At 74.3% G+C, this 26,245-nt stretch carries 19 protein-coding genes; 8 read left to right on the plus strand and 11 right to left on the minus strand.

Going from position 1 to position 26,245, the window contains the following annotated elements; translation table 11 throughout:
• Positions 1-51 precede the first annotated feature (51 nt).
• Positions 52-3,474: an SAV_2336 N-terminal domain-related protein gene (locus SYYSPA8_RS10050; protein WP_323446679.1), complete on the plus strand. Its 3,423-nt coding sequence runs from the start codon at positions 52-54 to the stop codon at positions 3,472-3,474.
• A 79-nt stretch (positions 3,475-3,553) separates the two neighbouring features.
• On the opposite strand, the gene SYYSPA8_RS10055 is transcribed toward SYYSPA8_RS10050, so the two are convergent.
• From SYYSPA8_RS10055 to SYYSPA8_RS10095, 9 genes are all read right to left on the minus strand, one after another.
• Positions 3,554-7,441, minus strand: a complete 3,888-nt coding sequence (locus tag SYYSPA8_RS10055; protein ID WP_407705956.1) for a multifunctional oxoglutarate decarboxylase/oxoglutarate dehydrogenase thiamine pyrophosphate-binding subunit/dihydrolipoyllysine-residue succinyltransferase subunit — start codon at positions 7,439-7,441, stop codon at positions 3,554-3,556.
• Between the two features lie 277 nt (positions 7,442-7,718).
• Positions 7,719-8,828, minus strand: coding sequence for a HAMP domain-containing sensor histidine kinase (locus SYYSPA8_RS10060; protein WP_323446680.1), 1,110 nt, complete (start codon positions 8,826-8,828; stop codon positions 7,719-7,721).
• A complete protein-coding gene (locus SYYSPA8_RS10065; RefSeq protein ID WP_003959164.1) occupies positions 8,825-9,562 on the minus strand; it encodes a response regulator transcription factor in 738 nt (245 codons plus the stop codon). Before SYYSPA8_RS10065 ends, SYYSPA8_RS10060 begins: the two co-directional genes overlap by 4 nt.
• Positions 9,563-9,653: 91 nt before the next feature.
• Positions 9,654-10,352 carry a spermidine synthase family protein gene (locus tag SYYSPA8_RS10070; protein ID WP_323446681.1) on the minus strand — a complete coding sequence of 233 codons (699 nt, stop codon included), beginning with the start codon at positions 10,350-10,352 and terminating at the stop codon, positions 9,654-9,656.
• A 143-nt stretch (positions 10,353-10,495) separates the two neighbouring features.
• Entirely contained in the window at positions 10,496-11,059 is a 564-nt protein-coding gene (locus SYYSPA8_RS10075; protein WP_323446682.1) for a hypothetical protein, read from the minus strand.
• A complete protein-coding gene (locus tag SYYSPA8_RS10080) occupies positions 11,056-12,318 on the minus strand; it encodes a hypothetical protein (protein WP_323446683.1) in 1,263 nt (420 codons plus the stop codon). The genes SYYSPA8_RS10075 and SYYSPA8_RS10080 overlap by 4 nt, the downstream gene beginning before the upstream one ends.
• Before the next feature lie 580 nt (positions 12,319-12,898).
• Positions 12,899-13,765 carry an ABC transporter ATP-binding protein gene (locus SYYSPA8_RS10085; protein ID WP_323446684.1) on the minus strand — a complete coding sequence of 289 codons (867 nt, stop codon included), beginning with the start codon at positions 13,763-13,765 and terminating at the stop codon, positions 12,899-12,901.
• Positions 13,762-14,676 (minus strand): zf-HC2 domain-containing protein, encoded by a 915-nt coding sequence (locus SYYSPA8_RS10090; RefSeq protein ID WP_323446685.1) that lies wholly within the window; start codon positions 14,674-14,676, stop codon positions 13,762-13,764. The genes SYYSPA8_RS10085 and SYYSPA8_RS10090 overlap by 4 nt, the downstream gene beginning before the upstream one ends.
• Positions 14,673-15,302 (minus strand): RNA polymerase sigma factor, encoded by a 630-nt coding sequence (locus tag SYYSPA8_RS10095; protein ID WP_407705957.1) that lies wholly within the window; start codon positions 15,300-15,302, stop codon positions 14,673-14,675. Before SYYSPA8_RS10095 ends, SYYSPA8_RS10090 begins: the two co-directional genes overlap by 4 nt.
• A gap of 204 nt (positions 15,303-15,506) precedes the next feature.
• Between SYYSPA8_RS10095 and lon the strand changes: the two genes are divergently transcribed.
• Both lon and SYYSPA8_RS10105 read left to right on the plus strand, forming a co-directional pair.
• Positions 15,507-17,930 carry an endopeptidase La gene (gene lon, locus SYYSPA8_RS10100; RefSeq protein ID WP_323446686.1) on the plus strand — a complete coding sequence of 808 codons (2,424 nt, stop codon included), beginning with the start codon at positions 15,507-15,509 and terminating at the stop codon, positions 17,928-17,930.
• Positions 17,931-18,063: 133 nt separating this feature from the next.
• Positions 18,064-18,897 carry a pentapeptide repeat-containing protein gene (locus SYYSPA8_RS10105; protein WP_323446687.1) on the plus strand — a complete coding sequence of 278 codons (834 nt, stop codon included), beginning with the start codon at positions 18,064-18,066 and terminating at the stop codon, positions 18,895-18,897.
• 21 nt (positions 18,898-18,918) lie between these two features.
• Here the strand turns inward: SYYSPA8_RS10105 and SYYSPA8_RS10110 are convergent, their stop codons facing one another.
• A complete protein-coding gene (locus SYYSPA8_RS10110; RefSeq protein ID WP_323446688.1) occupies positions 18,919-19,722 on the minus strand; it encodes a lysozyme in 804 nt (267 codons plus the stop codon).
• A 303-nt stretch (positions 19,723-20,025) separates the two neighbouring features.
• Between SYYSPA8_RS10110 and SYYSPA8_RS10115 the strand changes: the two genes are divergently transcribed.
• Positions 20,026-20,508: a MarR family winged helix-turn-helix transcriptional regulator gene (locus SYYSPA8_RS10115; protein WP_407705958.1), complete on the plus strand. Its 483-nt coding sequence runs from the start codon at positions 20,026-20,028 to the stop codon at positions 20,506-20,508.
• Between the two features lie 90 nt (positions 20,509-20,598).
• Here SYYSPA8_RS10115 and SYYSPA8_RS10120 read toward each other — a convergent pair whose 3' ends face one another.
• Entirely contained in the window at positions 20,599-21,393 is a 795-nt protein-coding gene (locus SYYSPA8_RS10120; protein WP_323446689.1) for a hypothetical protein, read from the minus strand.
• Positions 21,394-21,767: 374 nt separating this feature from the next.
• Between SYYSPA8_RS10120 and SYYSPA8_RS10125 the strand changes: the two genes are divergently transcribed.
• The 4 genes from SYYSPA8_RS10125 to SYYSPA8_RS10140 are packed head-to-tail and all read left to right on the plus strand — an operon-like array spanning position 21,768 to position 26,212.
• Entirely contained in the window at positions 21,768-24,629 is a 2,862-nt protein-coding gene (locus SYYSPA8_RS10125; RefSeq protein WP_323446690.1) for a sensor histidine kinase, read from the plus strand.
• Positions 24,626-25,117 carry a roadblock/LC7 domain-containing protein gene (locus SYYSPA8_RS10130; protein ID WP_323446691.1) on the plus strand — a complete coding sequence of 164 codons (492 nt, stop codon included), beginning with the start codon at positions 24,626-24,628 and terminating at the stop codon, positions 25,115-25,117. Before SYYSPA8_RS10125 ends, SYYSPA8_RS10130 begins: the two co-directional genes overlap by 4 nt.
• A complete protein-coding gene (locus SYYSPA8_RS10135; protein ID WP_323446692.1) occupies positions 25,114-25,530 on the plus strand; it encodes a DUF742 domain-containing protein in 417 nt (138 codons plus the stop codon). The genes SYYSPA8_RS10130 and SYYSPA8_RS10135 overlap by 4 nt, the downstream gene beginning before the upstream one ends.
• Entirely contained in the window at positions 25,511-26,212 is a 702-nt protein-coding gene (locus SYYSPA8_RS10140; RefSeq protein WP_407705959.1) for a GTP-binding protein, read from the plus strand. The genes SYYSPA8_RS10135 and SYYSPA8_RS10140 overlap by 20 nt, the downstream gene beginning before the upstream one ends.
• The last annotated feature ends 33 nt before the right edge of the window (positions 26,213-26,245 follow it).

Below are 26,245 nucleotides of genomic sequence, written 5' to 3' on the forward strand. Positions count from 1 at the left end.
CCGCGGCCCCGCCCGGCCGGGCCCCTGCCGCGCCACCCCGCGGGAGCGGCCATGAGCCAGGACACCCCCGCGCACCGCGCGCCACCCGACCCGGACACCCCCTCCGGCACCGGCCGACCACCGGAGCCCGGCACCCCCGGCACCCCCGCCGCCCCCGGCCGACCACCGGAGCCCGGCCGACCACCCCACCCCGCCGGCAGCCCCCTCACCGCCCTCGTCCACCGCATGCGCCGCGCCGGACTCGACCCCACCGCCGAAGAGCTGGCCGACGCCCTCTGGCTGGCCCGCCACGTCCCCGCGACCCCGCCGCCCGGCGCCCGGCCCGGCACACCCCCCGCCCCCGACGGGGCCGACGAGGACACAGCCGACACCGCCGACCCCGCCGACCCCGTACGCGACAGCGCCCCCGACGCCGTACTCCCCGCCGTCCTGCGCCGCGCCACCTCCCCCCGCTCACCCGTCGCGCTGTACGGCCCCGGCCGCCCCGCGCCCGGCGGCGGCGCCCCGCCCGGCGCCGTGATGCGCCGCATCAGGGTCCCCGTCCCCGCCGCCCTCCCCGACGCCGCCGCCCTCGAACGCTCCCTGCGCCCCCTCCAGCGCTACCGCCCGCCCCAGCGCCCCCTGCGCCGCGAACTCGACGAGACCGCCACCGCCGACCGCGCCGCCGACACCGGACTCGTCCTGCCCGTCCTCACCACTCGCCGCAGCCGCGAGGCCCGGCTCGCCCTCGTCATGGACGACTCCACCTCCAACGTCGTCTGGCGCGACGCCCTGGAGGAACTGCGCCGGATCAGCGAGCGCTCCGGCGCCTTCCGCGAGGTCACCGTCCACCACGTGCACGAGAGCGGCCCGCCCCCCACCGGCGTCGGCGACCCCACGGGCCGCCGCCTCACCGTCGTCCTCAGCGACTGCGCCGGCCCCCTCTGGCGCAGCGGCCGCATGCAACGCCTCCTCCACACCTGGGCCGCCACCGCGCCCGTCGCCGTCGTCCAGCCGCTGCCCCAGCGGATGTGGCCCCGTACCCACCTGCCCGCGTTCCCCGGCGTGCTGCGGCGCCGCGAGGGACCCGCCGGACGGCTGGAGTTCACCCCCGACGAGGGCACCGCCGCCCCCCGGGGCATCCCCGTCCCCGTGCTCGCCCTGCGCCGCTCCTCCTTCGAGGCCTGGACCCGGCTCGTCGCCGGCGGCACCGGGCAGACCCTGCACGCCGCCGCCGGCATCGTGCTCCGCCGCCACCGGCCCGCCGCCACCCGCACCCGCACCGCCCACCGGCTCGACCCCGCCGAACGCGTCCGCCGCTTCCGCAGAACCGCCTCGCCCGCCGCCGCGCAACTCGCCGTCCACCTCTCCGCCGTACCGCTGCTGCTCCCCGTGATGCAGCTCGTCCAGCGCGCCACCCTCAAACGCAGCGGCCCCGACGTCCTCGCCGAGATCCTGCTCAGCGGCCTGCTGCGGCGCGACCCCGCGGGCCCCGGCACGGGCGACGGCGGCCCGGCCTACGTCTTCCTCGACGGCGTACGCGAGGAACTGCTCGGCCGGCTCGGCACCGGCAGCGCCGCCCTCGTGCTCAAGCACTGTTCCGAGTACGTCGAGTCCCGCTACGGCCGCACCGTGCGCAACTTCCCCGCCATGGCCGCCGCCTTCCTCACCGGATCCGTCGACCCCGACCCCCGGCCGCCCGCCCCGCCAGGACCGGACGAGGAGCCCGCGGCGCTCTCCTTCGCCCAGGTCTCCACCCAGGTGCTCCGCCGCCTCGGCGCCGACCGCGCCGCCGTCCTCCCCGGCGGGCTCCCCCGCGAGGGCACCGCCTCGCTGCGCGCCCGTGCCCGCGCCTGCCTCGCCCACTACGCCGAGCACGGCACCGTACGCGACCTGGACGCCGCCATCGCGCTCCTCCACGCCGCCGCCCAGACCGAACGGGACCCCACCGCGCGCGCCGGGCTCTACGAGGAACTGGCCGCCGCCCTGCTCCGCCGCTGGCTGGTCCGCCCCCTGCCGGAGGACCTGCCCGAAGCCCTCGACGCCGCCCAGAACGCCATCGCCGGCGGCCCGCCCCGCGCCCACCTCACCCTCGCCCGGGTCCTGGAGTCGATGGCCGACGAGGTCGTCTCCGAACGGCTGCCCACCAAACTGGTCCCCGAGTGGGCCTGGCTCCAGGCCGGCGACGACCCCGAACCGGTGGCCGCCGTCCTGCTCACCGCCGCCGACAGCAGCCTCGCCGAGCTGACCGACCCCGCCCCCGGCGACTGGGACGGCGGGCTGCGCGAACAGGCCGCGACCGCCCGGATCCGGGTACTGCGCCGGCTCGCCGTCCTCGCCGCCCCCTACGGACTCGCCGGCCCCACCGACCCCGGCGACTGGTTCACCGCCACCCTCGACACCGCCATCGGCGTGGTCCAGGTGCTGACGGAGGAGACCGTCCCCGAGGCCCTGACCGAGCTGCGCACCGACGAGCGGCACGAATCCGCGCTGCTGGCCCGCGGCGGACTCCTGCTGGAGCTGGCCCGCCACCACCGGGGCGAGGGCCCGGTCGCCCCCCGGACCGTGGACGTGGCCGCCGCCCGCGCGTACGCGGAGAGCGCCGGCCACGACCTGCACACCGGGATCGACGGCATCGACTGGGACGCCGTCGGCCCCGCCGAGCTGTGCCGGGTGTGGCTGGACTACGCCGACGCCATCGAGTTCGCCGACGAGCACCCCGACGACGACACCCGGCTGCGCATCCTCCAGGCCCTCGACCAGGCCCGGCGCAACGCCGCCGGGGACGAGGAGGCCCAGGCCCACATCCTGCTGCGGATGGCCGCCCTGCTGGAACAGCGCTACCTCACCACCGGCGGCTGGGCCCACCGCGACTCCGCGATCGCCGCCTGGACCGAGGCCCTGCCCCTGCTGCCCTGGTCCGACCCGAGGCGCACCGCCGTCCTGGCCGCCCTCGGCCGCCAGCTCACCGAGCGGGGCGTCGACAAGGAGCACCCGGCCGACATCCACGCGGCGGTACGGGCGCTGCGCGGCGCGATCGAGGAGACCGCCGCCGCCGACCCCGAGCTGCCGCGCCGCCGGGCGCTGCTGGGGCACGCCCACATCGAACGGTTCCGGGCCGACGGCGCCGTCGCCGACCTCCACGAGGCCGAGTGGGCGCTCGGGGCCGCCGCCCGGGAGGCCGCCGACCCGGAGCTGGCCGCGTACGCCTGGTGGTACCGCGCGGTGGCCTGCGCGCTGCTGGCCCGGCGCACCGGCTCACCGGCGCGGCTGCGGGCGGCCGTCGCCCACTACCGGCGGGCCGAGGAGGGGCCCGACGGGCTGCTGGAGAGCGCGATCACCGCGCAGTGGGCGCGCGCGGGACGGCTGGAGCACACGGCCGGGCCGGACCGGGCGCTGGAGGAGCACCGCGCGGTGCTGGGGCTGCTGTCGTCGGTGCGCTCGCGTTCGGCGGAGCTGATCCGCCAGGAGGTCGAGCGCCTGGAACGCCGGTGACACCGGGCCCTGTGCGCGCGGGAACGCCGGAGGGCCGGCACCCCGCGGTGCCGGCCCTCCGTACTGCATGCACGGCCGGTCAGGCGTCGAAGACCTCGTTGACCAGCTGCTCCTGCTCCTGCTCATGACGCTTCTTCGAGCCGACCGCCGGGGACGAGCCGTGCGGACGGGAGATCCGCCGCAGCCGCTCGCCGTGCGGCACGTCCGCGCCGACGGCCAGGTCCAGGTGGTCGATCAGGTTGAGCGCGATGAACGGCCACGCACCCTGGTTGGCCGGCTCCTCCTGGGCCCAGATGTACTTCTCGGCCCCGGGGTACTTCGCGATCTCGGCCTGGAGCTCCGCGCCCGGCAGCGGGTACAGCCGCTCCAGACGGATGATCGCGGTGTCCGTCAGACCGCGCTTCTTCCGCTCCGCGTCCAGGTCGTAGTAGACCTTGCCGGACGTGAAGACGACCTTGCGCACGGCCGCCGGGTCCACCGAGGCGTCCCCGATGACCGGGCGGAAGCCGCCGGTCAGGAACTCCTCCGCCTTCGACTGCGCGGCCTTCAGCCGGAGCATCGACTTCGGGGTGAAGACGATCAGCGGCTTGTGGTGCGGGTTGTGCACCTGCCAGCGCAGCAGATGGAAGTAGTTCGACGGCAGCGTCGGCATGGCGACCGTCATGTTGTTCTGCGCGCAGAGCTGGAGGAACCGCTCCGGGCGGGCCGAGGAGTGGTCCGGGCCCTGGCCCTCGTAGCCGTGCGGCAGCAGCAGCGTCACACCGGAGTGCTGGCCCCACTTCTGCTCGGCGGAGGAGATGAACTCGTCCACGACGGTCTGCGCGCCGTTGACGAAGTCACCGAACTGCGCCTCCCAGACCACCAGCGCGTCCGGGCGGGCCAGCGAGTAGCCGTACTCGAAGCCCATCGCCGCGTACTCGCTGAGCAGCGAGTCGTACACGTTGTACCGGGCCTGCTCCTCGGTCAGGTAGAGCAGCGGGGTGTAGTCCTCGCCGGTCTCCTGGTCCACGAGGACCGCGTGGCGCTGGCCGAAGGTGCCGCGCCGGGTGTCCTGGCCGGAGAGGCGCACCGGGGTGCCCTCCATCAGCAGCGAGCCGATGGCCAGGGTCTCGCCCATGCCCCAGTCGATGGTGCCGTCCTCGACGGAGGACGCGCGCCGCTGGAGCTGCGGCAGCAGCCGCGGGTGGACGGCGACATTGTCCGGAATGGTCACCTGGGACTCGGCGATCCGCTTCACGACCTCCTGCGAGACGGCCGTGGTCACCGCCACGGGGAACTCCGCCTGCGGGTCGGGGACCTGCGTCGGCGCCGGCAGGCTGGTGGCCTCGCGGACCTCCGCGAAGACCTTCTCCAGCTGGCCCTGGAAGTCCTGGAGCGCCTGCTCCGCCTCTTCCAGCGTGATGTCCCCGCGACCGATCAGCGACTCGGTGTACAGCTTGCGCACCGAGCGCTTCTTGTCGATCAGGTTGTACATCTGCGGGTTGGTGAACTGCGGGTTGTCGCCCTCGTTGTGACCGCGGCGGCGGTAACAGATGAGGTCGATCACGACGTCCTTGTTGAACGTCTGGCGGAACTCGAAGGCGAGCCGCGCCACGCGGACGCACGCCTCCGGGTCGTCGCCGTTCACATGGAAGATCGGCGCCTCGATCATGCGGGCCACGTCGGTGGCGTACATCGAGGAGCGGGAGGACTCCGGGGCGGCGGTGAAGCCGACCTGGTTGTTGATCACCACATGCACGGTGCCGCCGGTGCGGTAGCCCCGCAGCTGCGACATGTTCAGCGTCTCGGCGACGACGCCCTGGCCCGCGAAGGCCGCGTCGCCGTGGAGCGCGACCGGCAGGACGGTGAAGTCGGTGCCGCCCTTGTTGATGACGTCCTGCTTGGCGCGGACGACACCCTCCAGGACCGGGTCGACGGCCTCCAGGTGGGAGGGGTTGGCGACCAGCGAGACCTTGATCTGCTCGCCGTCCAGACCGGTGAAGGTCCCCTCGGCGCCCAGGTGGTACTTCACATCGCCGGAGCCGTGCATCGACTTCGGGTCGAGGTTGCCCTCGAACTCGCGGAAGATCTGCGCGTACGACTTGCCGACGATGTTCGCGAGCACGTTCAGCCGGCCGCGGTGGGCCATGCCGATGACGACCTCGTCCAGGCGGGACTCGGCCGCCGAGTCGATGACCGCGTCGAGCAGCGGGATGACGGACTCGCCGCCCTCCAGCGAGAACCGCTTCTGACCGACGTACTTGGTCTGGAGGAAGGTCTCGAACGCCTCGGCCGCGTTCAGGCGGCGCAGGATCCGCAGCTGCTCCTCGCGCTCCGGCTTGGCGTGCGGGCGCTCCACCCGGTCCTGGATCCACTTGCGCTGCTTGGGGTCCTGGATGTGCATGAACTCGATGCCGGTGGTGCGGCAGTACGAGTCGCGCAGCACGCCGAGGACGTCGCGCAGCTTCATCAGGGACTTGCCCGCGAAACCGCCGACCGCGAACTCGCGCTCCAGGTCCCACAGGGTGAGCCCGTGCTCGGTGATGTCCAGGTCGGGGTGCTTGCGCTGGCGGTACTCCAGCGGGTCGGTGTCGGCCATGACATGGCCGCGGACCCGGTAGGAGTGGATCAGCTCGAAGACGCGGGCGGCCTTGGTGACGTCGTCGTCGTGCGAGGCGTCGATGTCCTTGAGCCAGCGGACCGGTTCGTAGGGGATGCGCAGCGCCTCGAAGATGCCGTCGTAGAAGCCCTCCTCGCCGAGGAGGAAGTTGGCCACGATCCGCAGGAACTCGCCGGAGGCCGCGCCCTGGATGACCCGGTGGTCGTAGGTCGACGTCAGGGTCATGACCTTGGCGATGCCCAGCTTGTTCAGGGTGTCCTGGGAGGTGCCCTGGAACTCGGCCGGGTAGTCCATGGAGCCGACGCCCATGATCACGGACTGGCCGGGCATCAGCCGCGGCACGGAGTGGACGGTGCCGAGGCCGCCGGGGTTGGTCAGGGAGACCGTGACCCCGGTGAAGTCGTCCATCGTGAGCTTGTTGCCCCGGGCGCGGCGGACGATGTCCTCGTACGCCTGCCAGAACTCGAAGAAGTTGAGCGTCTCGGCCTTCTTGATGGCCGCGACGACGAGCTGGCGGTCGCCGTTCGGCTTCACCAGGTCGATGGCGAGGCCGAAGTTGACGTGCTCCGGCTTGACCAGCGTCGGCTTGCCGTCCTTCTCCGCGAAGGAGTGGTTCATCGCCGGCATGGCCTTGAGGGCCTGCACCATCGCGTAGCCGATGAGGTGGGTGAAGGAGACCTTCCCGCCCCGGGCGCGCTTGAGGTGGTTGTTGATGACGATGCGGTTGTCGAAGAGCAGCTTCACCGGGACGGCGCGCACGGACGTGGCCGTGGGCATCTCCAGCGAGGCGTTCATGTTCTTCGCGACGGCGGCGGCGGGGCCGCGCAGGGTGATCAGCTCCGGTCCGGCGGCGGCCGGGGCGGCGGGCGCGGCCTGCTTCGCGGGGGCCGGGGCCTTCGCGGGGGCGGGCCGCACGGGCGCGGCGGCCTTCACCGGGGCGGGCTGCACCGGGGCGGGCTGCGCGGGCGCCGGCGCTGCGGGGGCCGGAGCCGGTGCCGGTGCCGGTGCCACGGGGGCGGCCGGGGCCGCCTGCGGGGCTGCGGCGCCGTTGGTGCTCGCGCGGGGCGCCGGGGCGGCCGGCGCGGGGGCCGGAGCCGGTACGGGCGCGGCGGCCGCGTCCCCGGTGGGCTCGGCCCCGGTGGCGGCGGCGTTCTGCGCGCCGGGCTTGTAGTCGGCGAAGAAGTCCCACCAGGCCCGGTCGACCGAGTTCGGATCCTGGAGGTACTGCTGGTAGATCTCGTCGACAAGCCACTCGTTGGGGCCGAAAGCGGCGGCGGGGTCGGCGCCCTGCCCGCTCTGGTCGGTCGTGGGGGCAGCACCCGGCCGGAGGCTGGGTGAGCTGGGGCTACTGGGGGACTGAGACGACACGGCGGCAACCGCCCTCTTCCGCTTCACAAGGTGATGGACAGCGGGAAACAAGGCTACGCCTCCCTGGCCTGGACGTGCAGGCCAGGCGGGCCACAGTCGCGCAAGTCACATCGAAAAGCGGGTTTCGGGGTGGGGAATGGCGGGAAATAAGCACGGTTTACCCGCGCCGCTGGTATGACTCCCGGCGGCGGCGCTTCGACAGGCGTTCACCTGCCGGACCGGCTTCCTGCCCTCTCTCCACACACATAGAAGGATTGCTTCCGATTCGAACCCTACGTCAAGGGCGGGGTCCGGGGATCCCCGGAAGAGTGACCAGGATCCGGCAGCCCCGGGATGATTCGGCCACCCCGATCCGGCCGCCGTGCAGATCGACCGCCCAGCGGGCGATGGCGAGCCCCAGACCGGTGCCGCCGTCCCCCTTGCCCTGCGGAGGCTTCCCGGTGCCCCGGTTGAACCGTTCGAACACCTGATGGCGCTCCTGCTCGGGGATGCCCGGACCCTCGTCCTCCACCTCCAGGTCGAGCGACTCCGGGTAGTGGCCGCGCCGGGCCCGGACCGTCACCCGGCCGTGCGGCGGCGAGTGCTTCACCGCGTTGTCGATCAGATTGGCGACCACCTGGTGCAGCCGCTCCGCGTCCGCGTGCGCGGTCAGCTCCGGCGGCGACACGTCCAGACGGAGATGGACGTCGGTACGGGTGTGATGGCCCGAGCCGGAGGCCAGGCCCCGCTGGGCGGCGGCGAGGTTGGCCTCCTTCAGCACCCCGGAGAGATAGGGCCACACCTCGAACCGGCGGGCCCGCAGCGGGACGACCCCGTTGTCCAGCCGGGAGAGGTCGAGCAGGGTCTCGACCAGCCGGCCGAGCCGCTCGGTCTGCTTCAGCGCGGTGCGCATCGTCTCCGGGTCGGCGGCGGAGACCCCGTCGACCACGTTCTCCAGCACCGCCCGGAGCGCGGCGATCGGGGTGCGCAGCTCGTGCGAGACATTGGCGACCAGCTCCTTGCGGTGCCGGTCCACCGCCTCCAGGTCGTCCGCCATCCGGTTGATGGTCGAGGCGAGGTCGCCCAGCTCGTCCCGGCGGTCCGCGCCGCGCACCCGGCGGGTGAAGTCGCCGTGCGAGATCCCCTTGGCCACCGTGTTCATCTCGTCCAGCGGCGCGGTCAGGCCGTGCGCCACGAACTGGGTGATCAGCAGGGTCGCGATCACCGAGAAGACGGTGATGAAGCGCAGCTCGGTGGAGGTCTCCAGCGCCACCAGGAGCAGCCCGGTGGTGATGAAGACCGACACCACCACCAGGGTGCCCAGCCTGGTCTTGATGGAGATCTTGGTCCTGGCCGGGACGGACCGCCGGTGCTCCTGAGCGGGTGGCTCCCCCCGGGGACAGTTCATGGCGCGGGGGTCTCCAGCGCGTATCCCACGCCATGGACGGTACGGATCCGCTCGGCCCCGATCTTGCGGCGCAGCGCCTTGATGTGGCTGTCGACGGTGCGGGTGCCGGAGGCGTCCGCCCAGTCCCACACCTCGGCGAGCAGCTGTTCCCGGGAGAGGACCGCGCGCGGCGTGTTGGCGAGACAGACCAGCAGGTCGAACTCGGTGGGGGTCAGGTGCACGTCGTCGCCCCGGACCCGGACCCGCCGCTGGGCGTGGTCGATCTCCAGCTCGCCGAGGCGGAGGATGCCGCTGCGGGGGGTGACGGCGGCGAGCGCGGCCCGCTCCACCCGGCGCAGCAGCACATGGACGCGGGCGGCCAGCTCGCGCATGGAGAACGGTTTGGTCATGTAGTCGTCCGCGCCCACGCCGAGGCCGACCAGCATGTCGGTCTCGTCGTCCCGGGCGGTGAGCATCAGCACCGGCACCGGGCGCTGGGCCTGGACCCGGCGGCAGACCTCCAGGCCGTCGAAGCCGGGCAGCATCACGTCGAGGACCATCAGATCGGGCTGCCACGCCTCGGCCGCGTCCACGGCCGCGGGTCCGTCGGCGGCGGTCTGCACCAGAAAGCCCTCGGCCCGCAGCCGGGCGGCGATCGCGTCGACGATGGTCGAGTCGTCCTCGACGACCAGCACCCGGCGCTGGGCACCGGGTGTGGCCGCGACGCCGTTGTGGGTGGTGTGTGTCTGTTCCATCGCCCGCCCCTGTAAGCGCTATCAGCAAGTTGCCTGCGCATTGTGGATCCGTGTGTAGCTCAGCAGCGTAAAGGCAGTTGGAGCCTTGGGGCTACGCGGGCCTGACGGCGAGATGGACCACGTCAGGTACGCCTCGGGCAACCTGGATCTCTTCGGTTCTTACCCCGTTGAATCCGGCATTCCGCAAGGAGTCTTCGAATGCGGCGGAGGGTTTCGCGGACCATACGGCGAGTACTCCACCGGGTGTCAAGCGGGCCCGGCACAGCGCCAGTCCGGCTGGTGTGTACAAGGAGTCGTTGTCCGGGGAGACGGTCCAGTCGGGCCCGTTGTCGATGTCCAGGCAGAGCGCGTCGTACCGGTCGTCGCTGTCACGGAGACGGGTGAGCAGATCCGTCACGAGGATCACGCTCCTGGGGTCGGCGAGCGCGGCGGCGGTGATCTCCCCGAGGGGGCCCCTCCGGTGCCAGTCGACGATGGCGGCCTCCCGCTCCACGACGGTGATCGGGCCCCAGCCGGGGCGGGCGGCGGCGTGCGCGAGCGAGAAGCCCGCCCCCAGGCCGCCGATGAGCAGCGACGGCGGCCCGGCCCGGCGGCGCCCGCCGTCCGCGCCGAGCGCGGCGAAGGCCGCGTCGATCAGCAGACGCTCGGAGCGGCCGTCCGAGGTGTCCATCAGGAAGCAGCCGTTGACGATGATCTCGTGCACACCGCCCCGGCGGCGGAGGACGACCTCGCCGTGGGGGCCGTCGCGGCGGTCGAGGGTGACGGGGAGGTCGTACGGCTCGGGGCGCAAGAGGTTCTCCGGTCCGGCGGGGGCTCGTCGGAGGCCATCGTGTCCGTCGTGGGGGCCCGCATCAAACCCATTCCGGCCCGGTGGCGTGTTCGCGGGTGTCCCACGGGCCGGAAACCGTCCCACCAGGCCGGAAACAGCCGTCGTCAGCGTCCCTGCGGCCGGGGCCCGCGCCAGGCGACGAGGGCGGTGCCGACGGCGCACAGCACCAGGGCGGCGGCCCAGGCGGAGACGTCGTCGCCGGGCCGCACCGGCCAGCACCGCAGCACCGGCCCCGCGCCGTGGCGCGGCAGCGTGGCCGGCCACAGGTACAGCAGCGTCGGGACCCAGCTCAGCCGGGCACCGAACAGCACGGCGGCGGCCGCCGTGACACCCACCGCGCCCAGAGCGGCCCGCACCGGCACGGCGGGCCCGGGGACGGCGAGCGCCAGGGCCGCGACGGCGAGCGCTGCCAGGAGCAGCACCTGCGCCGCCCGCAGCGGCCACCAGCGACGGGCGGCGGCCCGGTCCAGGTCCTCGTCATGGGTGCGCAGCCCGGCGCCGACGGCCGCCGCCACGGCCAGCGGGCCCAGCAGCGCCGGAGCGCCCTGCCCGGGACCCGGGGCGAGCACCGCCGCCGCGACGATCACGGCCGCCGTCGCGGGGACCCGGCGGGCACGGGCGTGCAGCAGGAGCCCGTACCCGAATCCGTATCCGAATCGGCCGTTCACAGCGCGGGCATCCGGTCCGGGGCGCACCGGGCGAGCGCGCCGAAGTACGCCGACAGCCAGCGGCGGCGCTCCTCCCGCTCCATCGTCTCCAGCCGGTCGAAGCGCCGCAGGAACGTCCGGGTCCGTGCCTGTTCGGCGGCGGTGTCGGGGTGGTGGTACGTATCCCAGATCTCCTCCCCCGTACGGCCCGGCGCGGCGCCGAGCCACTCCCGCAGCACCAGCGACAGATCCTGGTAGCGCTGGTCCTCGTCCAGCGCTGTGCAGCCCTCGCGGGCGTGGACCAGCGAGGCCGCCGTCCCCCAGGCGTAGAACTCCGGGTCGGTCAGCCGGCCCCGGACCATCGACTGGCCGAGGGGTGTGAGGGCGGGCAGCCGCTCCTCGCCCGGCGCGAGGTCTCCTGGTACGGCGGTGAGACGCACGGGCAGGTGCTCGACGCCCGCCAGCCGGTCCGTGACCGGTTCGAGGGCCCGCCGTATGTCCGGCAGCATCCCCGGGTAGCGGGCCGGTACGCACAGTTCCGGCCAGGCGGAGGTGTCGCAGACCGGCCGGAACACCAGCGGGTCGTCCCGCCACATCCGCTCGTCGGTCTGGACGATCAGCACGCCGGCGACGGCGGCGGCCGTCAGCGGCACCAGCGCGGTCCAGCGGCGCCGGGCCGCGAGGACGAGCACGGCGGCGACGGCCGACCCGCCCGCCCAGGCCACCGCCACCAGCGGCTGCCACCACACCGGCACTCCGCCGTCCACCACGGACTCCCAGCTCGCGGGGGAGAGGTAGGCGGCCGTCCGGTCGCTGTAGCCCGGGATGCCGAGTCCGGCGTAGACCGCGACACCGAAGAGCGGCGGGGCGAGCCGTACCCGTACCACCGCGCCGGTGACGTACCCGAGGAGGGCCGTCGACAGCACCAGGACGGCGGGGACGAGCAGCGTGGAGACCACCGGGCGGCCGCCCGAGGCGTAGGGCCAGGACGCGAGCAGCGCCCCGGCGACCACGGCGAGCTGGCCCAGGGCCGCCCATACGGCGGTGGGCAGCGCGGCCACGAGGACCCGCGCCAGCGGGGGACGGGTGGTGGTCCTCAGCAGCTCCCCGGTGTGCTGCCGGTGCTCGCGCCCGCCGATCAGGGCCCCGGCCGCGCCCGCGAGCGGGGCCGCGACCAGCGTTCCGGCGATGTGCAGCAGCCCCTGCGTCGCGCCCCAGTCGCCCTGCCACTCGTCGGCCTTGCCCGCCATGGCGGCTCCGGCGGCGAGCAGGATCAGCACCCCGGCCCAGGGCGCGGACCCGCGTACGGCCTCACTGCGGACGGGATGTGCCCGCCACCGCGCCGGTACCCGGGTGGTACGCGACGACCGGTCCCCGCCCGGCGATGGGTCTGTTCCGGTCCGGCCCGGGGATGTCGTGGCTGCCCGCCGCTCCGGGTCCGGTGCGGTCTGCGGCACGGAAGCTCCGTCTCCGCGCCGGGAGGGCGCTGGGTCGATGTCGGCCCCGGCTGACCCGATGGGTTCCGGTTCGGGGCGTCGTGCAGGGTCGGGGTGTGCCCGCCGCATCGGGTCTCCGTCTGGTTGTGGTGGTGGTTCGGCGTCCGCCGCGTGGTGCGGGGTGGTGTGCGGATCCGCCGTGGCCGTTCGGTCCGTTCCGGTCGGCTGCGGCGGCAGCGGGGAGTGGACTGCTGCGGCACGGTGTCTGTTCGCCGGGGTGGTTCGGTGGCGGTCGGTGTTCCGGTTCGGGCTGCCGCGGTGGAGCCTCATCCGCCCGTCACGATGGTCCGGGCCCCGGGTGGCCGGCCGGTCGCGCCGGGATCCCACGACCGGGGCACGCTCCTCCCGCTGTCGTCGGCCGCGGTCATCGGCCCGCTCCCTTCCGGTCGGCCGCAAGGGCCCGGTGGGCGCGCAGGGCGGCCGTGTACCCGCGTTCGATCGGGCTGGTGGACGCGGGATCCGGTAGAGCGGACAGCGCCGACGGAGCCGACGGGTCCGAGGCGTCCGGTGCGCCGAGGGCGGTCAGCTCCGCCGTGGTGCCCCGGTAGGCGATCCGGCCCGAGTCGATGAGGGTCACCTCGGTGCAGGCGGCCGCCACGTCCTCGACCAGATGGGTGGAGACGATCACGGTGGCGGTGGCGCCCACCTCCCGCAGCAGCGCCCGGAACTCGACCCGCTGCTCCGGGTCGAGTCCGGCCGTCGGCTCGTCGAGGAGCAGCAGGTCGGGGTCGTTCACGATGGCCTGGGCGATGCCCACCCGGCGGACCATGCCGCCGGAGAGCCGGCGGACCTTGGTGTCGGCGCGGTCGGCGAGGCCCACGCGTTCCACCGCGCGTTCCACGGCGGCGGGGATCGCGGCCGGGGGCATCTCCTTCAGCCAGGCGATGTACGCGACGAACTCCCGCACGGTGAAGCCCGGGTAGTGGCCGAATTCCTGTGGCAGATAACCGAGCCGCCGCCGGACCCGGGCCAGGCTCCGGCGGTCGGCGGTGTCGTGGCCGAGGAGTTCCACCCGGCCGGCCGCCGGTGCGGCGACCGTGGCGAGGACGCGGATGAGCGAGGTCTTGCCCGCTCCGTTCGGGCCGAGCAGCCCGTGCACCCCGGTGCCGAGGTCCAGGTCGACGCCGTCCAGGGCCACGGTCCGCCGGTGGCGCACGGACAGCCCGCCGACCCGTACGGCGGGTCCGTCGGCCGCGCCCGTACCCGTACGCGTACCCGAGTTCGTACTCACACCCGCTCCAGACGGTCGAAGGAGGAACGGCGCAGGGCGAGCAGCCCCGCGCAGAGGAGGGCGGCGGCCGCCCAGGTGGTCTGTGCAGCCGGTCCGGCGACATAGCCGCCGAGCCGGGCGGCGGCCTCGGCCGGAACGGAGCCCGCCAGGGGCGTGAGGACCGCCAGCAGCCAGCCGCAGGCGAGTGCGGACGCGGCGGCCTGGCAGCCCGTGTAGGAGCCGAGGGCCAGGGCCGCCAGGGTCAGGGCGAGGCCGGGCAGCAGCCAGGAGGCCGGGCCGGGGACGCCCGGGAGCCCGGTCGCGGGCGGCAGCAGCGTCCCGGCGGCCGCCAGCAGGACCACACCGGCCAGCAGCACCACGGCGGTCCGGGTGAGCAGCAGCCGCAGCCCGCCCGACGGCGTGGACGCGATGATCTCGTGCAGGGGGTCGGCGCGGCGGCCGTACGACAGCGCCACCCCCAGCAGCGGGACGACGGGGGAGAGGGCCAGCAGCAGCGGCCGGGCGGCCCGGGGGAGGTCCACGGCGTACGCGAGGAGGAGCGCGCCGCCGACGACGGCGAGGAGCGCCGGCCACCAGGCCCTGCGGACGGCGGGTCCCGCCGCCCAGCCGAGCCGGGTGACCAGGCCCACGGAGCCCGCCGGGGCCGGGGTCTCCCTTCCGGATCCCGCCGGGCCCGCGTGCTCGGGGGCCCGTCCGGCCGCCTCCGCCAGGACCGCCGTGCGGATGTCGTCGAGGACGGCGCCGGCGGGGCCGCGCCGGACGGCGGCGGAGACCCGGGCCGCGCACGGTCCGCAGCCCTCGATGTGGCGTTCCAGTGCGCGGGCGTCCGGTTCGCGGGCCGTGCCGAGCGCGTACCGCAGGGCCAGGGGTGCGGACACGTGCCCGCCGGTCGGGTGGCTCATGCCGGTCATGCCGTACCTCCCAGCGGGCAGCTCCCCGGCGCCAGGGCCTCCAGCGCCGAGCGCAGCTCACGGCGGGCCCGTCGGGCCCGGGACTTGACGGTGCCCTCGGGGATGCCGAGCGCGTGGGCGGCCTCCCGGGTGGACAGGCCGTCGATGACGGTGGCGCGCAGGACGTCCCGCAGCTCCGGCGGGATCCGGTCCAGGGCGTCGCCGAGGTCCCCGTACTCCAGCGAGATCAGCACCCGCTCCTCGGCGGAGGGGGCGTTCGGCGGCGGGGCGGCGCTGTCGGGGACGGGTCTGCCCTGCCGGGCGCCCGTCCGGTACGCGTCCAGGAGCCGCCGGCCGGCGATCACCCAGAGCCAGCCGCCGGCCTCGCCGCCGTGGTGGCCGCCCGCGTTCCGCCAGACCGCGACGAAGGTGTCCTGGACGACCTCGCGCACGGTCTCGGGGTCGGCGCAGCGGCGGGTGAGCCGGGCGTGCAGCCAGCCGGCGTGGCGGTCGTAGAGGGCGGCGAGCGCGTCGGCGTCCCCCCGGGCGACGGCGCGCAGCAGAGCGGCGTCGTCCCGGTCTCCGTCTCCCTCCGTGGCTTCCCGGTCTTCCCGTGTGTCTCCCCGTGCGGGGCGGATCCGTCTCACACCCCTCTATCGCTCGCCGGGGCGGTGCCGGTTCTCGGTTCCGCGGATCGGGCCGGAGGGGCCGGAGGGGCCGGTTCCGTACCGGTCGGGGAGTGATCGCTCAGAGCGAACAGGGGCCCGGGAACATCCGGCGCCGCCCATGCATTGACTCCACATAACTGCATTGAGTCCTTGACGCTCAAGTTCACTGCCTAAGGGGAGATCATGGCTGCTGAGTCCCAGACGTTCACACCGCTCACCCTGCCCGTGCTGCCGCTCGACGACGAGGTCGTGCTGCCCGGAATGGTGGTGCCCTTCGACCTCACCGACGGCGATGTCCGCGCCGCCGTCGAGGCCGCGCAGGCCGCCGCCGGTTCCTCCGGGGGCAGCAAGCCGCGGGTGCTCCTTGTTCCCCGCGTGGACGGGCAGTACGCGGCGACCGGCGTCCTCGGGACCGTCGAGCAGGTCGGCCGCCTCTCCGACGGCGACCCCGGCGCCCTGATCCGGGGCGTGGGCCGGGTGCGCATCGGCTCCGGCACCACCGGCCCCGGCGCCGCCCTGTGGGTCGAGGGCACCCGGATCGAGGAGACCGTCCCCGATCCGCTCCCCGGCCAGATCGCCGAGCTGGTCACCGAGTACAAGGCCCTCGCCACCGAATGGCTCAAGAAGCGCGGCGCCTGGCAGGTCGTGGACCGGGTGCAGCAGATCGAGGGCGTGTCCCAGCTCGCCGACAACTCCGGCTACTCCCCCTTCCTCACCACCGCCCAGAAGATCGAGCTGCTGGAGACCACCGACCCGGTGGCCCGGCTGCGGCTCGCCACCGAGCAGCTGCGGGAGCACCTCGCCGAGCAGGACGTCGCCGAGTCCATCGCCAAGGACGTCCAGGAGGGCGTCGACAAGCAGCAGCGCGAGTTCCTGCTCCGCCGCCAGCTGGACGCCGTCCGCAAGGAACTGCGCGAGCTGAACGGCGAAGGCGACGCCGACGGAGCCGACGAAGCGGAGGACTACCGCGCCCGCGTGGAGGCCGCCGACCTGCCCGAGAGCGTCCGCGAGGCCGCCCTCAAGGAGGTCGCCAAGCTGGAGCGGTCCAGCGACCAGAGCCCCGAGGGCTCCTGGATCCGCACCTGGCTGGACACCGTCCTCGAACTCCCCTGGAACGAGCGGACCGAGGACGCCTACGACATCCGGGGCGCCCGTGCCGTCCTCGACGCCGAGCACGCGGGCCTCGCGGACGTGAAGGAGCGGATCACCGAATACCTGGCGGTGCGCAAGCGGCGCGCCGACCGGGGGCTCGGCGTGGTCGGCGGGCGGCGCGGGGGCGCGGTGCTCGCGCTCGTCGGCCCGCCGGGCGTGGGCAAGACCTCGCTGGGCGAGTCCGTCGCCCACGCGATGGGCCGCAAGTTCGTCCGGGTCGCCCTCGGCGGCGTCCGGGACGAGGCCGAGATCCGGGGCCACCGGCGCACCTACGTCGGCGCGCTGCCCGGCCGGATCGTCCGGGCGGTCAAGGAGGCCGGCTCGATGAACCCGGTGATCCTCCTGGACGAGATCGACAAGGTGGGCTCCGACTTCCGCGGCGACCCCGCCGCCGCCCTCCTCGAAGTCCTCGACCCGGCCCAGAACCACACATTCCGGGACCACTACCTGGAAGTCGAGCTGGACCTGAGCGATGTCGTCTTCCTGGCCACCGCCAATGTGCTGGAGGCCATCCCCGAGGCGCTGCTCGACCGGATGGAACTGGTCCGCCTCGACGGCTACACCGAGGACGAGAAGGTCGTCATCGCCCGCGACCACCTGTTCCCGCGCCAGCTGGACCGGGCCGGCCTGGCCACCGGCGAAGTGGAGCTGGCGGAGTCGGCGCTGCGCAAGCTGGCCGGGGAGTACACCCGCGAGGCCGGCGTGCGGAACCTGGAGCGGGCCCTCGCCCGGCTGCTCCGCAAGGTCGCGGCCGAGCACGAGCTGGGCGAGCGCGAGCTGCCCTTCACCGTCGGCGCCGAACAGCTCCGCGAGCTGATCGGGCGGCCGCACCACGTACCGGAGTCCGCGCAGGACCCGGCCGAGCGGCGCACGGCCGTGCCCGGTGTCGCCACCGGACTCGCGGTCACCGGCGCGGGCGGCGACGTCCTCTACGTCGAGGCGTCGCTCGCCGATCCGGAGACCGGCGGCTCCGGGCTGACCCTCACCGGCCAGCTCGGCGACGTGATGAAGGAGTCGGCGCGGATCGCGCTGAGCTTCCTGCGCTCACGCGGTGCGGAGGCCGAGCTTCCGGTCGCCGATCTGAAGGACCGGGGCGTGCACATCCACTTCCCGGCGGGCGCGGTCCCCAAGGACGGGCCGAGCGCGGGCATCACCATGACGACGGCGCTGGCCTCGCTCCTGTCGGGCCGGCCGGTCCGCACCGACGTGGCCATGACCGGCGAGGTCTCGCTCACCGGGCGGGTGCTGCCGATCGGCGGCGTGAAGCAGAAGCTCCTCGCCGCCCACCGGGCGGGCATCACCACCGTGGTGATCCCCAAGCGGAACGAGGCCGACCTGGACGACGTGCCGGCGGAGATCCGCGACACGCTGGAGGTCCACCTCGTCACCGACGTACGGCAGGTGCTCGACATCGCCCTCGCCCCGGCGGACGTCCCGATCGCGGCCGCCGCCTGACGGACCCGGGCCCGCTTCCCCGCAAGCGGGCCCACCACCGGCCCCCGGGCGCGCTTCCCTCCCCTTCCCGCGCCCGGGGGCCGACGCGTCCCCAGGCGCTTCCGCCGCCCTCACCCACCGTCACAATGGGCCGATGGAAACGATCAACCGGGCGTCCGGGGACCCGGAGCTGCGGGCGGACTGCGCGAACTGCTTCGGCCTGTGCTGCGTGGCCCTCCCCTTCGCCGCGTCGGCCGACTTCGCCGTGGACAAGGCGGCCGGGCAGCCCTGCCGCAACCTCGACGCCGAGTTCCGCTGCGGCATCCACACCCGGCTGCGCCCGAGCGGCTTCACCGGCTGCACGGTGTACGACTGCTTCGGCGCCGGCCAGAAGGTCTCCCAGGTCACCTTCGGCGGCACCGACTGGCGCCGCGACCCCGCCGGCGCCCCGGCGATGTTCGCGGCCTTCCCCGTCGTCCGCCATCTCCACGAACTGCTCTGGTACCTGGACGAGGCCCTGGGCCTCGCGGCCGCCCGCCCCCTCCACACCGAGCTGCGGGCCCTGCGCGCGCAGACCGGGGAGCTGACCCTGCTCGACCCCGCCGCCCTGGCCGCCCTCGACCTGGCCGCGCACCGGCAGCGCGTCAACGTCCAGCTGCTGCGGACGAGCGAACTGGTCCGGGCCGGGTCGCCGGCCGGCCCGCGCCGGCGCAAGGACCGCCGGGGAGCCGACCTCGCCGGCGCCCGTCTGCGGGGCGCCGACCTGCGCGGCGCGAGCCTGCGCGGAGCCCTCCTCATCGCCGCCGACCTGAGGGGCGCCGACCTGCGGCAGGCCGACCTCATCGGGGCGGACCTGCGCGACGCCGACCTCGGTGGCGCCGATCTGACGGGGAGCATCTTCCTCACCCGGCCCCAGCTGAACGCCGCCAGGGGAGACGGCGCCACCCGGCTCCCGGAGCGGCTGGAGCGCCCGGCCCACTGGACCTGACACCCCCACCGCGGCGGCCCGTCAGCCGTTCGCGAGGGCCTGCACCCGGTCCAGGGCCCCGTTGAACCGGTTGTGGTCGCCCACGAGCGGCCCCGACGACGTGTACTGCCACATCGTGTGGAAACTCCAGCCCGCCGGCAGCTCCCCCGGTGTGGTGTCGTACCGGGGGACCCACAGCGGGTGGACCGCCCCGAACCCCGTGTACCGGCCGGTGCACTGCGTCCACCAGCTGGTCGCGGTGTAGATCACGGCGTCCCGCCCGGTACGGGCCCGGTACCGGTCCAGGAACTCCCGGATCCAGCCCACCATCTGCGCCGGCGTCAGGCCGTAGCAGGTGTGGCCGTACGGGTTCCACTCGATGTCCAGGGCGCCCGGCAGGGTCCGGCCGTCCCGGCTCCAGCCGCCGCCGTTGTCGACGAACCAGTCGGCCTGCGCCGCCCCCGTCGCCGTGTCCGGCGTGGCGAAGTGGTACGCCCCCCGGATCATCCCGGTGTCGTAGGAGCCGGTGTACTGCTGGGCGTAGTAGGGGTTGCGGTAGTAGGTGCCCTCGGTGGCCTTGACGTAGGCCCACTTGACCCCGCTCGCCCACAGCGCGGCCCAGTCGACGTTGCCCTGATGGCTGGCCACGTCGACCCCCTCCGTCTGCACGGCGCGGGTCCTGGGCGGCAGCGGCCCCTGACCGTCGTGGGCGATCACGCCCATCCCCAGATAGGCCGAGCCGCGCGGCGGGACATCGGCGGCCCCGGCCGGCCGGGGGGCCAGCGAGAGCGAGAGAAGGGAGAGGAACGAGAGGAAGGAGAGGGTGGTGAGGAGCGCACCGGCCACCGGAAACCGGCGGCGGGGTGCGCCCGGCGCGTTTCTGAAAGTGATGAATCCGGATCTCTGCACGGAACCACCCTGCCTCCGCCGGCCGGACCGCGGCGGGCCCGCGCGAGGCCGCCCCGACCGGCGCCCCCACCGGGATGGAGCAACGCGCCACGGACCGGCCGCGGGCGGCCGCGCCCGCCGCGGGGGAGCCCGCCGGGGGCCGCCGGGCCGTCGCGTCTGCGAAATACTGGAACCCGTCGCCGCCATCGCCGCCGGCGGCACCGACCTTCCGGAAGCAGAGACCGTACGAGGGGTGCTGACGTGCACAGAAGCGACACGGCGAGCGTGGCCGACCTCAAGGGCGACATCGGCGGGGAACAGGTATTCCTCGCCCTGGAGCGGGAGTTGGCCGTCTTCCTGCGCCGGGCGCGGGCCTCGTCGGGCGAGATGGCCCGTCAGCTCCACCCCGATCTGGAGGCCTCCGCCTACGGTCTGCTCGTGCGGCTGGAGGAGACCGGCTCCCTGCGCGCCACCGACCTCGCCGGGTACTTCGGCGTCGGCAAGGCCACGATGAGCCGTCAGCTGCGGGCGCTCGAAACGCTGGGCCTGGTGGTCCGGGAGCCCGACCCCGCCGACGGCCGGGCGTCACTCATCCGGCTCACCGAAGAAGGACTCCGGCGGTTCCGCCGGGTGAGGGACGCCCGCCGCGCCCGGTACGTCGCCAAGCTGGCCGACTGGGACCGTGCCGAGATCTCCGAGCTGGCCCGGCTGCTCCACCAGCTCAACACCCGCGCCGGGGACTGACCGCCACCGGCCGCCCCGGGCCGCGCGGCCCGGGGCCGCCCCGCGCACCGTGCCACCGCCGGCGACGCACCCGCGCACCGCGGCCACCGCTCACCCCAGCTCCGCGAAGACCGCCGTGGCGTCGTCGTGCAGCTTCCACCGGAGCACCGCCGACCGCGCCGGCGCCCCCGACGTCTCCAGCTCCCGCACCCGCTCCAGCAGCCGCTCGGCACCCTCCTCGCGCAGCACCCCGAGGCACCGCGCCCAGTCGCCCGCGCCGAACATGTCCACCCAGCGCGCCGCCCCGTCCGTCAGCGCCGCCACCGACCGCACCCGCGATCCCGGGGTGCTCCCCGTCAGCGCCCGCTCCGCGACCGCCGGGTCCGCCGCCGCCGTGAAGAAGCCGCCCTCCGCGTTCCGCAGGGCGTCCGTGCCCGCGTGGCTGCGCCGCGCGTCCCGGGGCAGCCGGTCGACCCGGTCGTCCACCACCGCCCGTACCTTCCCGCCGGGCTCCTCGATCAGAAGGGTCGAGTCCGCCAGCACCAGATGTTCGACCGGGTCGGCGGCTCCGCCCCAGCGGACCAGGACCACCGTCGCCTGCGGTGTTCGAACGTGAGAAAGGTCACAGGTGTCCCGGTGGGCGTCGGCGGTGCGCCGGATTGCCGTGGAGAGAATCCCGGCCAGTGCCGTATCCGGACGAGAAGTGGACAGTTCGAGCAGAGCGCCCCCGAGCCGGGCGGTGAACCAGGCCACCGGGTGCACACACCCGTAGTCACCCTCCGGCGGCGTCACACCGTCCAGCACCACCAGCGATCCGCCCCGGCCCGACGCGGGCAGGGACACGGATGCCCAGTCTTCGTTGGGACGTTCGGGTGAACCGGGGGAAGTGGCCAGATCCATACGCATGGCCCCCAGTCTGCATGACTCGTTCACGCCATCCGCACAGATGCGGAAATCGTAGGTACAGGCAGGTCAGGGGTGCTGCGGAGGGGCTGACGGACCATCGGGTGGAGCTGCGGGCGCGCATCCTCCCAAAGCCTGGCCGGAAGATCCAGTCAGTGTCCACGGATCGGCCCACGAAACAACCGAGAGGAGTTGTTTGCCAACTCCCCCGTGATGTTCACTCGTTCAGGTGGCAGAGCGGCCGATGCGCGCCCCCTTCCCCAAAAGCACTGGAATGGTGTCATCTCGTGCCTGGGGTTGGGTTCCGAGTATGACCGGTCGTCATCTCTGCTCCAGGTTCCCAAAGGTGGACGATTCAAGCAGGATTGCGAGCACCGGTGCAGAAGAAGCGGCCTCAGGCCCCCCTGGCCCCTGAGACGTATCCGGCACAGGACGGCACAGCGCACGGCACAGCGGCGGCCCCCGTCGCCAAGGGCCGTGCCAAGCGGGTGCGCAACCGGCTCGTCATAGGGGTCGCCGTCGCCGGGCTCGCCGTCGCGGGCGCCGGCACGCCCGGCGTCCTCACCGGCCTCGACGACCTGCGCGAGTCCCAGCGGCTGCTGACCCTCGCGCAGCTCAACCGGCAGGCCGTCACCCTCGCCCACTCGCTCTCCGACGAACGCGACGAGGTCACCGCGTACATCGCGGCGGGCCGCGACGAACAGCGCGGCGGCCGCGGCGAGCGGCGCGACGTCACCGACGCCCGCACCTCCCGCGTGGACCGCCAGATCGAGGAGATCCGCGGCGCCATCCCGGACGACCGCGCCGAACTGCGCCGGGAGCTGGCCACCGTGCCCTCCCTGCGCCGGGCCGCGCTCACCGGCAAGGGCTCCGCCATGGAGGCCCACCAGGCGTACACCACCGTCATCGGGGCGCTCCAGGGCCTCGCCGACGAGCTGGCCGACCGGCTGCCGCCGCGCGCCCCCGGGGCCACCCGGGCCGCCCGCGCCACCGCCGAGCTGGGCCTCGCCGCCGAACAGGCCTCCGCGGCGCGCGGACTGCTGCTGGGCGGGCTCTCCGTGCCCGCCGTCGAGCCCGTGCAGACCGTGGACGAGATCACCGGGCTGACCGTCGAGGAGGAGAGCGAGGAGGGCAAGCGGGCCGAGGAGGCCCGCGACGCCCTCAGCGCCGCCGCCCAGCAGGCCCGGGTGCGCGAGCTGGCCGCCCTCGCCGACTTCGACCAGGCCGCCGCCAAGGACGCCCGGGACTCCCTCGCCGCCACCGTCACCGGCGCCGAGGTCAAGGCCGCCGAGGGCTATCTCGCCCGCCTCACCGACCAGCCCCGGCTCTCCGAGGACGACCGCCGGGCCGACCGCGAGAAGCTGGACGCCGCCCTCACCGCCCGTATCGAACAGATGCGCGGCGTCGAGTCCACCCTCGCCTCCGAGCGGATCGCCGCCCTCGAAGCCCTCCGCGACGACGACGTCACCGCCCTGGAGATCCAGGCCGCGATCCTCGCCGGACTGGTGCTGATCTGCGTCGGCGTCGCCACCGCGACGGCCCGCACCCTCACCCGGCCGCTCGCCGTGGTCCGCATCGGCGCCGCCCGCCTCGCCTCCGCGCCCGACAGCGGGCAGCCGATCGCCTTCACCGGCCGCAACGACGAGTTCGCCCAGGTCGTACGGTCCCTCAACGCCCTGCACAGCCGCACGCGCGACCTCGCGCAGCGCGCCGACGAACTGAGCAGCGAGCGCACCGGACTCATCGGCTCCAGGGACAACCTCGCCGCCAAGCTCTCCGAGGCCCGCGCCGAGCTGCGCGAGCGCACCGACGAGCTGGCCGCCGAACTCCAGCGGCTGCGCCACACCGTCGACCACACCTTCGTCAACCTCTCGCTGCGCACCCTCGGCCTGGTCGAACGCCAGCTCGGAGTGATCGAGAAGCTGGAGGAGCGGGAGCAGGACCCCGAGCGCCTCGCGACCCTCTTCAAGCTGGACCACATGGCCACCGTCATGCGCCGGCACAGCGAGAACCTGCTCGTCCTCGCCGGGGCCGAGCACGGCCACGGCCACCCCGGCCCCGTCCCGCTCGTGGATGTGCTGCGCGCCGCCGTCAGCGAGATCGAGCGGTACGAGCGGGTCGTCATCCAGGCCCTGCCGCCGCACGCCCACATCGCCGGGTTCGCCGCCGACGACCTCAGCCACCTCGTCGCCGAGCTGCTGGAGAACGCCACCGCCTTCTCCCCGCCCGACGCCCAGGTCGAGCTGTCGGGCTGGCTGCTGGAGAACGGCGAGGTGATGCTCTCCGTCACGGACACCGGCATCGGCATGACCGCCGCCCGGCTCGCCGAGCTGAACGCCCGCCTTGACGACCCCCAGGCGTACGAGCTGGCCCCCACCGGCGGCGACGCCGAGGGCCTGGGGCTGAGGGTCGCCGGGCTGCTCGCCTCCCGGCACAAGGTCCGCGTCCAGCTGCGCGAGCAGAAGCAGGGCGGGGTCACCGCCGTCGTCGTGCTCCCCGCCGGCCTGCTGCCCGCGCCGCCGCCCGCCGAGGGCCTGCCCGGCATGTCGGACACCGCGTCCACCCAGGTCGCGCTGGTCGGCTCGGTCGCCGAGGCCAACTCCAACGCCCTGCCCGGCGGACAGCGCCGGCCGCTGCCCGCACACCCCGGGCACGCGCCGCAGCACGCCGCACCGCCCCTGCCCCGGCAGGACCCCCTGGTGGCCGCCGCCGAGGCGGCCGTCCGCCAGGCCGGCGAACCGGTGCACGACACCCATGAGCGGGCCGCCGACCGCGCCCCCGTGGCCGCCGTCGACGAGCCGACCTTCGAGATGCGGGCCCCCGAGCCGGACGCGCCCGCCGTGCCGGAGCAGGCCCTGCCGGGCCCCGGCACGCCCACCCCACACGTACCGGCCGCGTCCGCCCCGGCGGCGCACCGGACCGCCGCGGGCCATCCACCCGCGGCCGGGCCCGAGCGGGCGGGGGAGCCCGCGGGACCCACCGCGTCCCCGCCGACGACGGGGGCCGCGCCCGTCTGGGACCGCGTCACCGACAAGGGCCTGCCCAAGCGCACGCCCAAGGTCGTCAAGCCCGCCGCCGCGCCCGGCGAGCGGACCGGCAGCGTCGACGCCGAAGCCCTGCGCCGCAGGCTGGGCGGCTTCCAGCGGGCCGCCGACCGCGGCCGCAAGGAGGCCGAGGCGGAGATCGCGCGCACGGGACCCAGAGAAGCGGGGGACACAGTCGAGGAGGCACGCAGTTGACTGCGACCGGCACGTTCGGCCTGAGCAGTGAGGCCCGCAATCTGCACTGGTTGCTGAGCAATCTGGTGGAGGAGGTGCCTGGCCTGCGCTCGGTCGCCGTCGTCTCGTCCGACGGGCTGCTCCTGCTCTCTTCCGACCCCGAGCGGAACGCCGCACCGGCCCTGCCCCCGGCGGGCACCCGCCCGGAGGGCCCCCGGGGCTCCAGCGCGGACCTCGCCACCATCGTCTCGGGCATCGGCAGCCTGACCGTCGGCGCCGCCCGTCTGATGGACGGCGGCGGGGTCAAACAGACCATGGTCGCCATGGAGGGCGGCTGCGTCTTCATCATGTCCATCAGCGACGGCTCCCTCCTCGGGGTGCACGCCGACGCCGACTGCGACATGTCCGTGGTCGCCTACCACATGGGGCTGTTCGTGGGGCGGGCCGGACATGTGCTCACCCCCGAACTCCGCAGCGAGTTGCGCAAGTCGCTGGAGGAGGCGCAGTGACCGGGAAGCACCGTTCCGCCACCCCCGCCGGGCTGCCCGTGCGCGGGGAGAACCACCGTCCCTCGCGGGTACGCCCGTACTCCCTCACCGGCGGCCGGACCCGCTTCGGCCATGTGCTGCTGGTGGAGACCTTCGTGGCCGCGCTGGAGGCACCGCCCGAACGGCCGGAGCTGACCCAGGGGGACCCCACCCGGGTGATGCCCGAGCTCCAGGCCATCGTGGAGCTGTGCCGGCGGATGCGGACGGTCGCCGAGATCTCCGCGATCCTCAAGATGCCGCTGGGCGTCGTGAGGGTTCTGCTGAGCGATCTGGCCGACCAGGGAAAAATTCGTGTATACGGCACCGGACAGGGTTCCGGCCGCCCCGAACGCGCACTGCTGGAAAGGGTGCTGAGTGGACTCCGCCGCCTCTGACACGCTCACCTCCGGGAGCCGGCCGCCCGCCGGGCAGCGGCTCCCGACCCTGCCCGGGCAGCAGGGTCCCGAACGCCGGGAGGTGCCGAACCCCGCCGAGGAGGGGCTGCGCGACTGGCAGCTGGACCACACCCGGGCCCCCACCGCCGCCAAGGTCGTGGTCGCGGGCGGCTTCGGCGTGGGCAAGACCACGTTCGTCGGCTCGGTCTCGGAGATCACCCCGCTCCAGACCGAGGCGCTGATGACCCAGGCCAGCGAGGAGACCGACGATCTCGCCGCCACCCCCGAGAAGCTGACGACCACCGTCGCCATGGACTTCGGGCGGATCACGCTCGATCAGGACCTGGTGCTGTACGTGTTCGGCACGCCCGGACAGCAGCGCTTCTGGTTCATGTGGGACGACCTGTCCCGGGGCGCGATCGGCGCGATCGTGCTGGCCGACACCCGGCGGCTCTCCGACTGCTTCCCCGCGCTCGACTACTTCGAGAGCAGCGGGCTGCCGTACATCGTCGCCGTCAACCACTTCGACGGATCGGAACTCTTCGCGACCGAGGACGTGCGGGAGGCCTTGACCATACCGGTCCACGTGCCGATCGTGATCATGGACGCGCGCAACAAGGCCACCGTGGTCGAGTCCCTGCTCGAACTGGTGACCCATGCGCTGAACGCCACCCCCGAATAACCCCCCACGGTTCCCATCGCCTCGTATCGGACG

Source organism: Streptomyces yaizuensis (genome assembly GCF_034961445.1).
In the GTDB taxonomy this organism is placed as follows: domain Bacteria; phylum Actinomycetota; class Actinomycetes; order Streptomycetales; family Streptomycetaceae; genus Streptomyces; species Streptomyces yaizuensis.

What these genes read in the sequence shown, in the direction of transcription:
- SYYSPA8_RS10050 (WP_323446679.1), top strand. Translation starts at nt 52, where the DNA reads ATGAGCCAGGACACCCCCGCGCACCGCGCGCCACCCGACCCGGACACC.
- SYYSPA8_RS10060 (WP_323446680.1), bottom strand. Translation starts at nt 8,828, where the DNA reads ATGAACTGTCCCCGGGGGGAGCCACCCGCTCAGGAGCACCGGCGGTCC.
- SYYSPA8_RS10065 (WP_003959164.1), bottom strand. Translation starts at nt 9,562, where the DNA reads ATGGAACAGACACACACCACCCACAACGGCGTCGCGGCCACACCCGGT.
- SYYSPA8_RS10090 (WP_323446685.1), bottom strand. Translation starts at nt 14,676, where the DNA reads ATGACCGGCATGAGCCACCCGACCGGCGGGCACGTGTCCGCACCCCTG.
- lon (WP_323446686.1), top strand. Translation starts at nt 15,507, where the DNA reads ATGGCTGCTGAGTCCCAGACGTTCACACCGCTCACCCTGCCCGTGCTG.
- SYYSPA8_RS10105 (WP_323446687.1), top strand. Translation starts at nt 18,064, where the DNA reads ATGGAAACGATCAACCGGGCGTCCGGGGACCCGGAGCTGCGGGCGGAC.
- SYYSPA8_RS10120 (WP_323446689.1), bottom strand. Translation starts at nt 21,393, where the DNA reads ATGCGTATGGATCTGGCCACTTCCCCCGGTTCACCCGAACGTCCCAAC.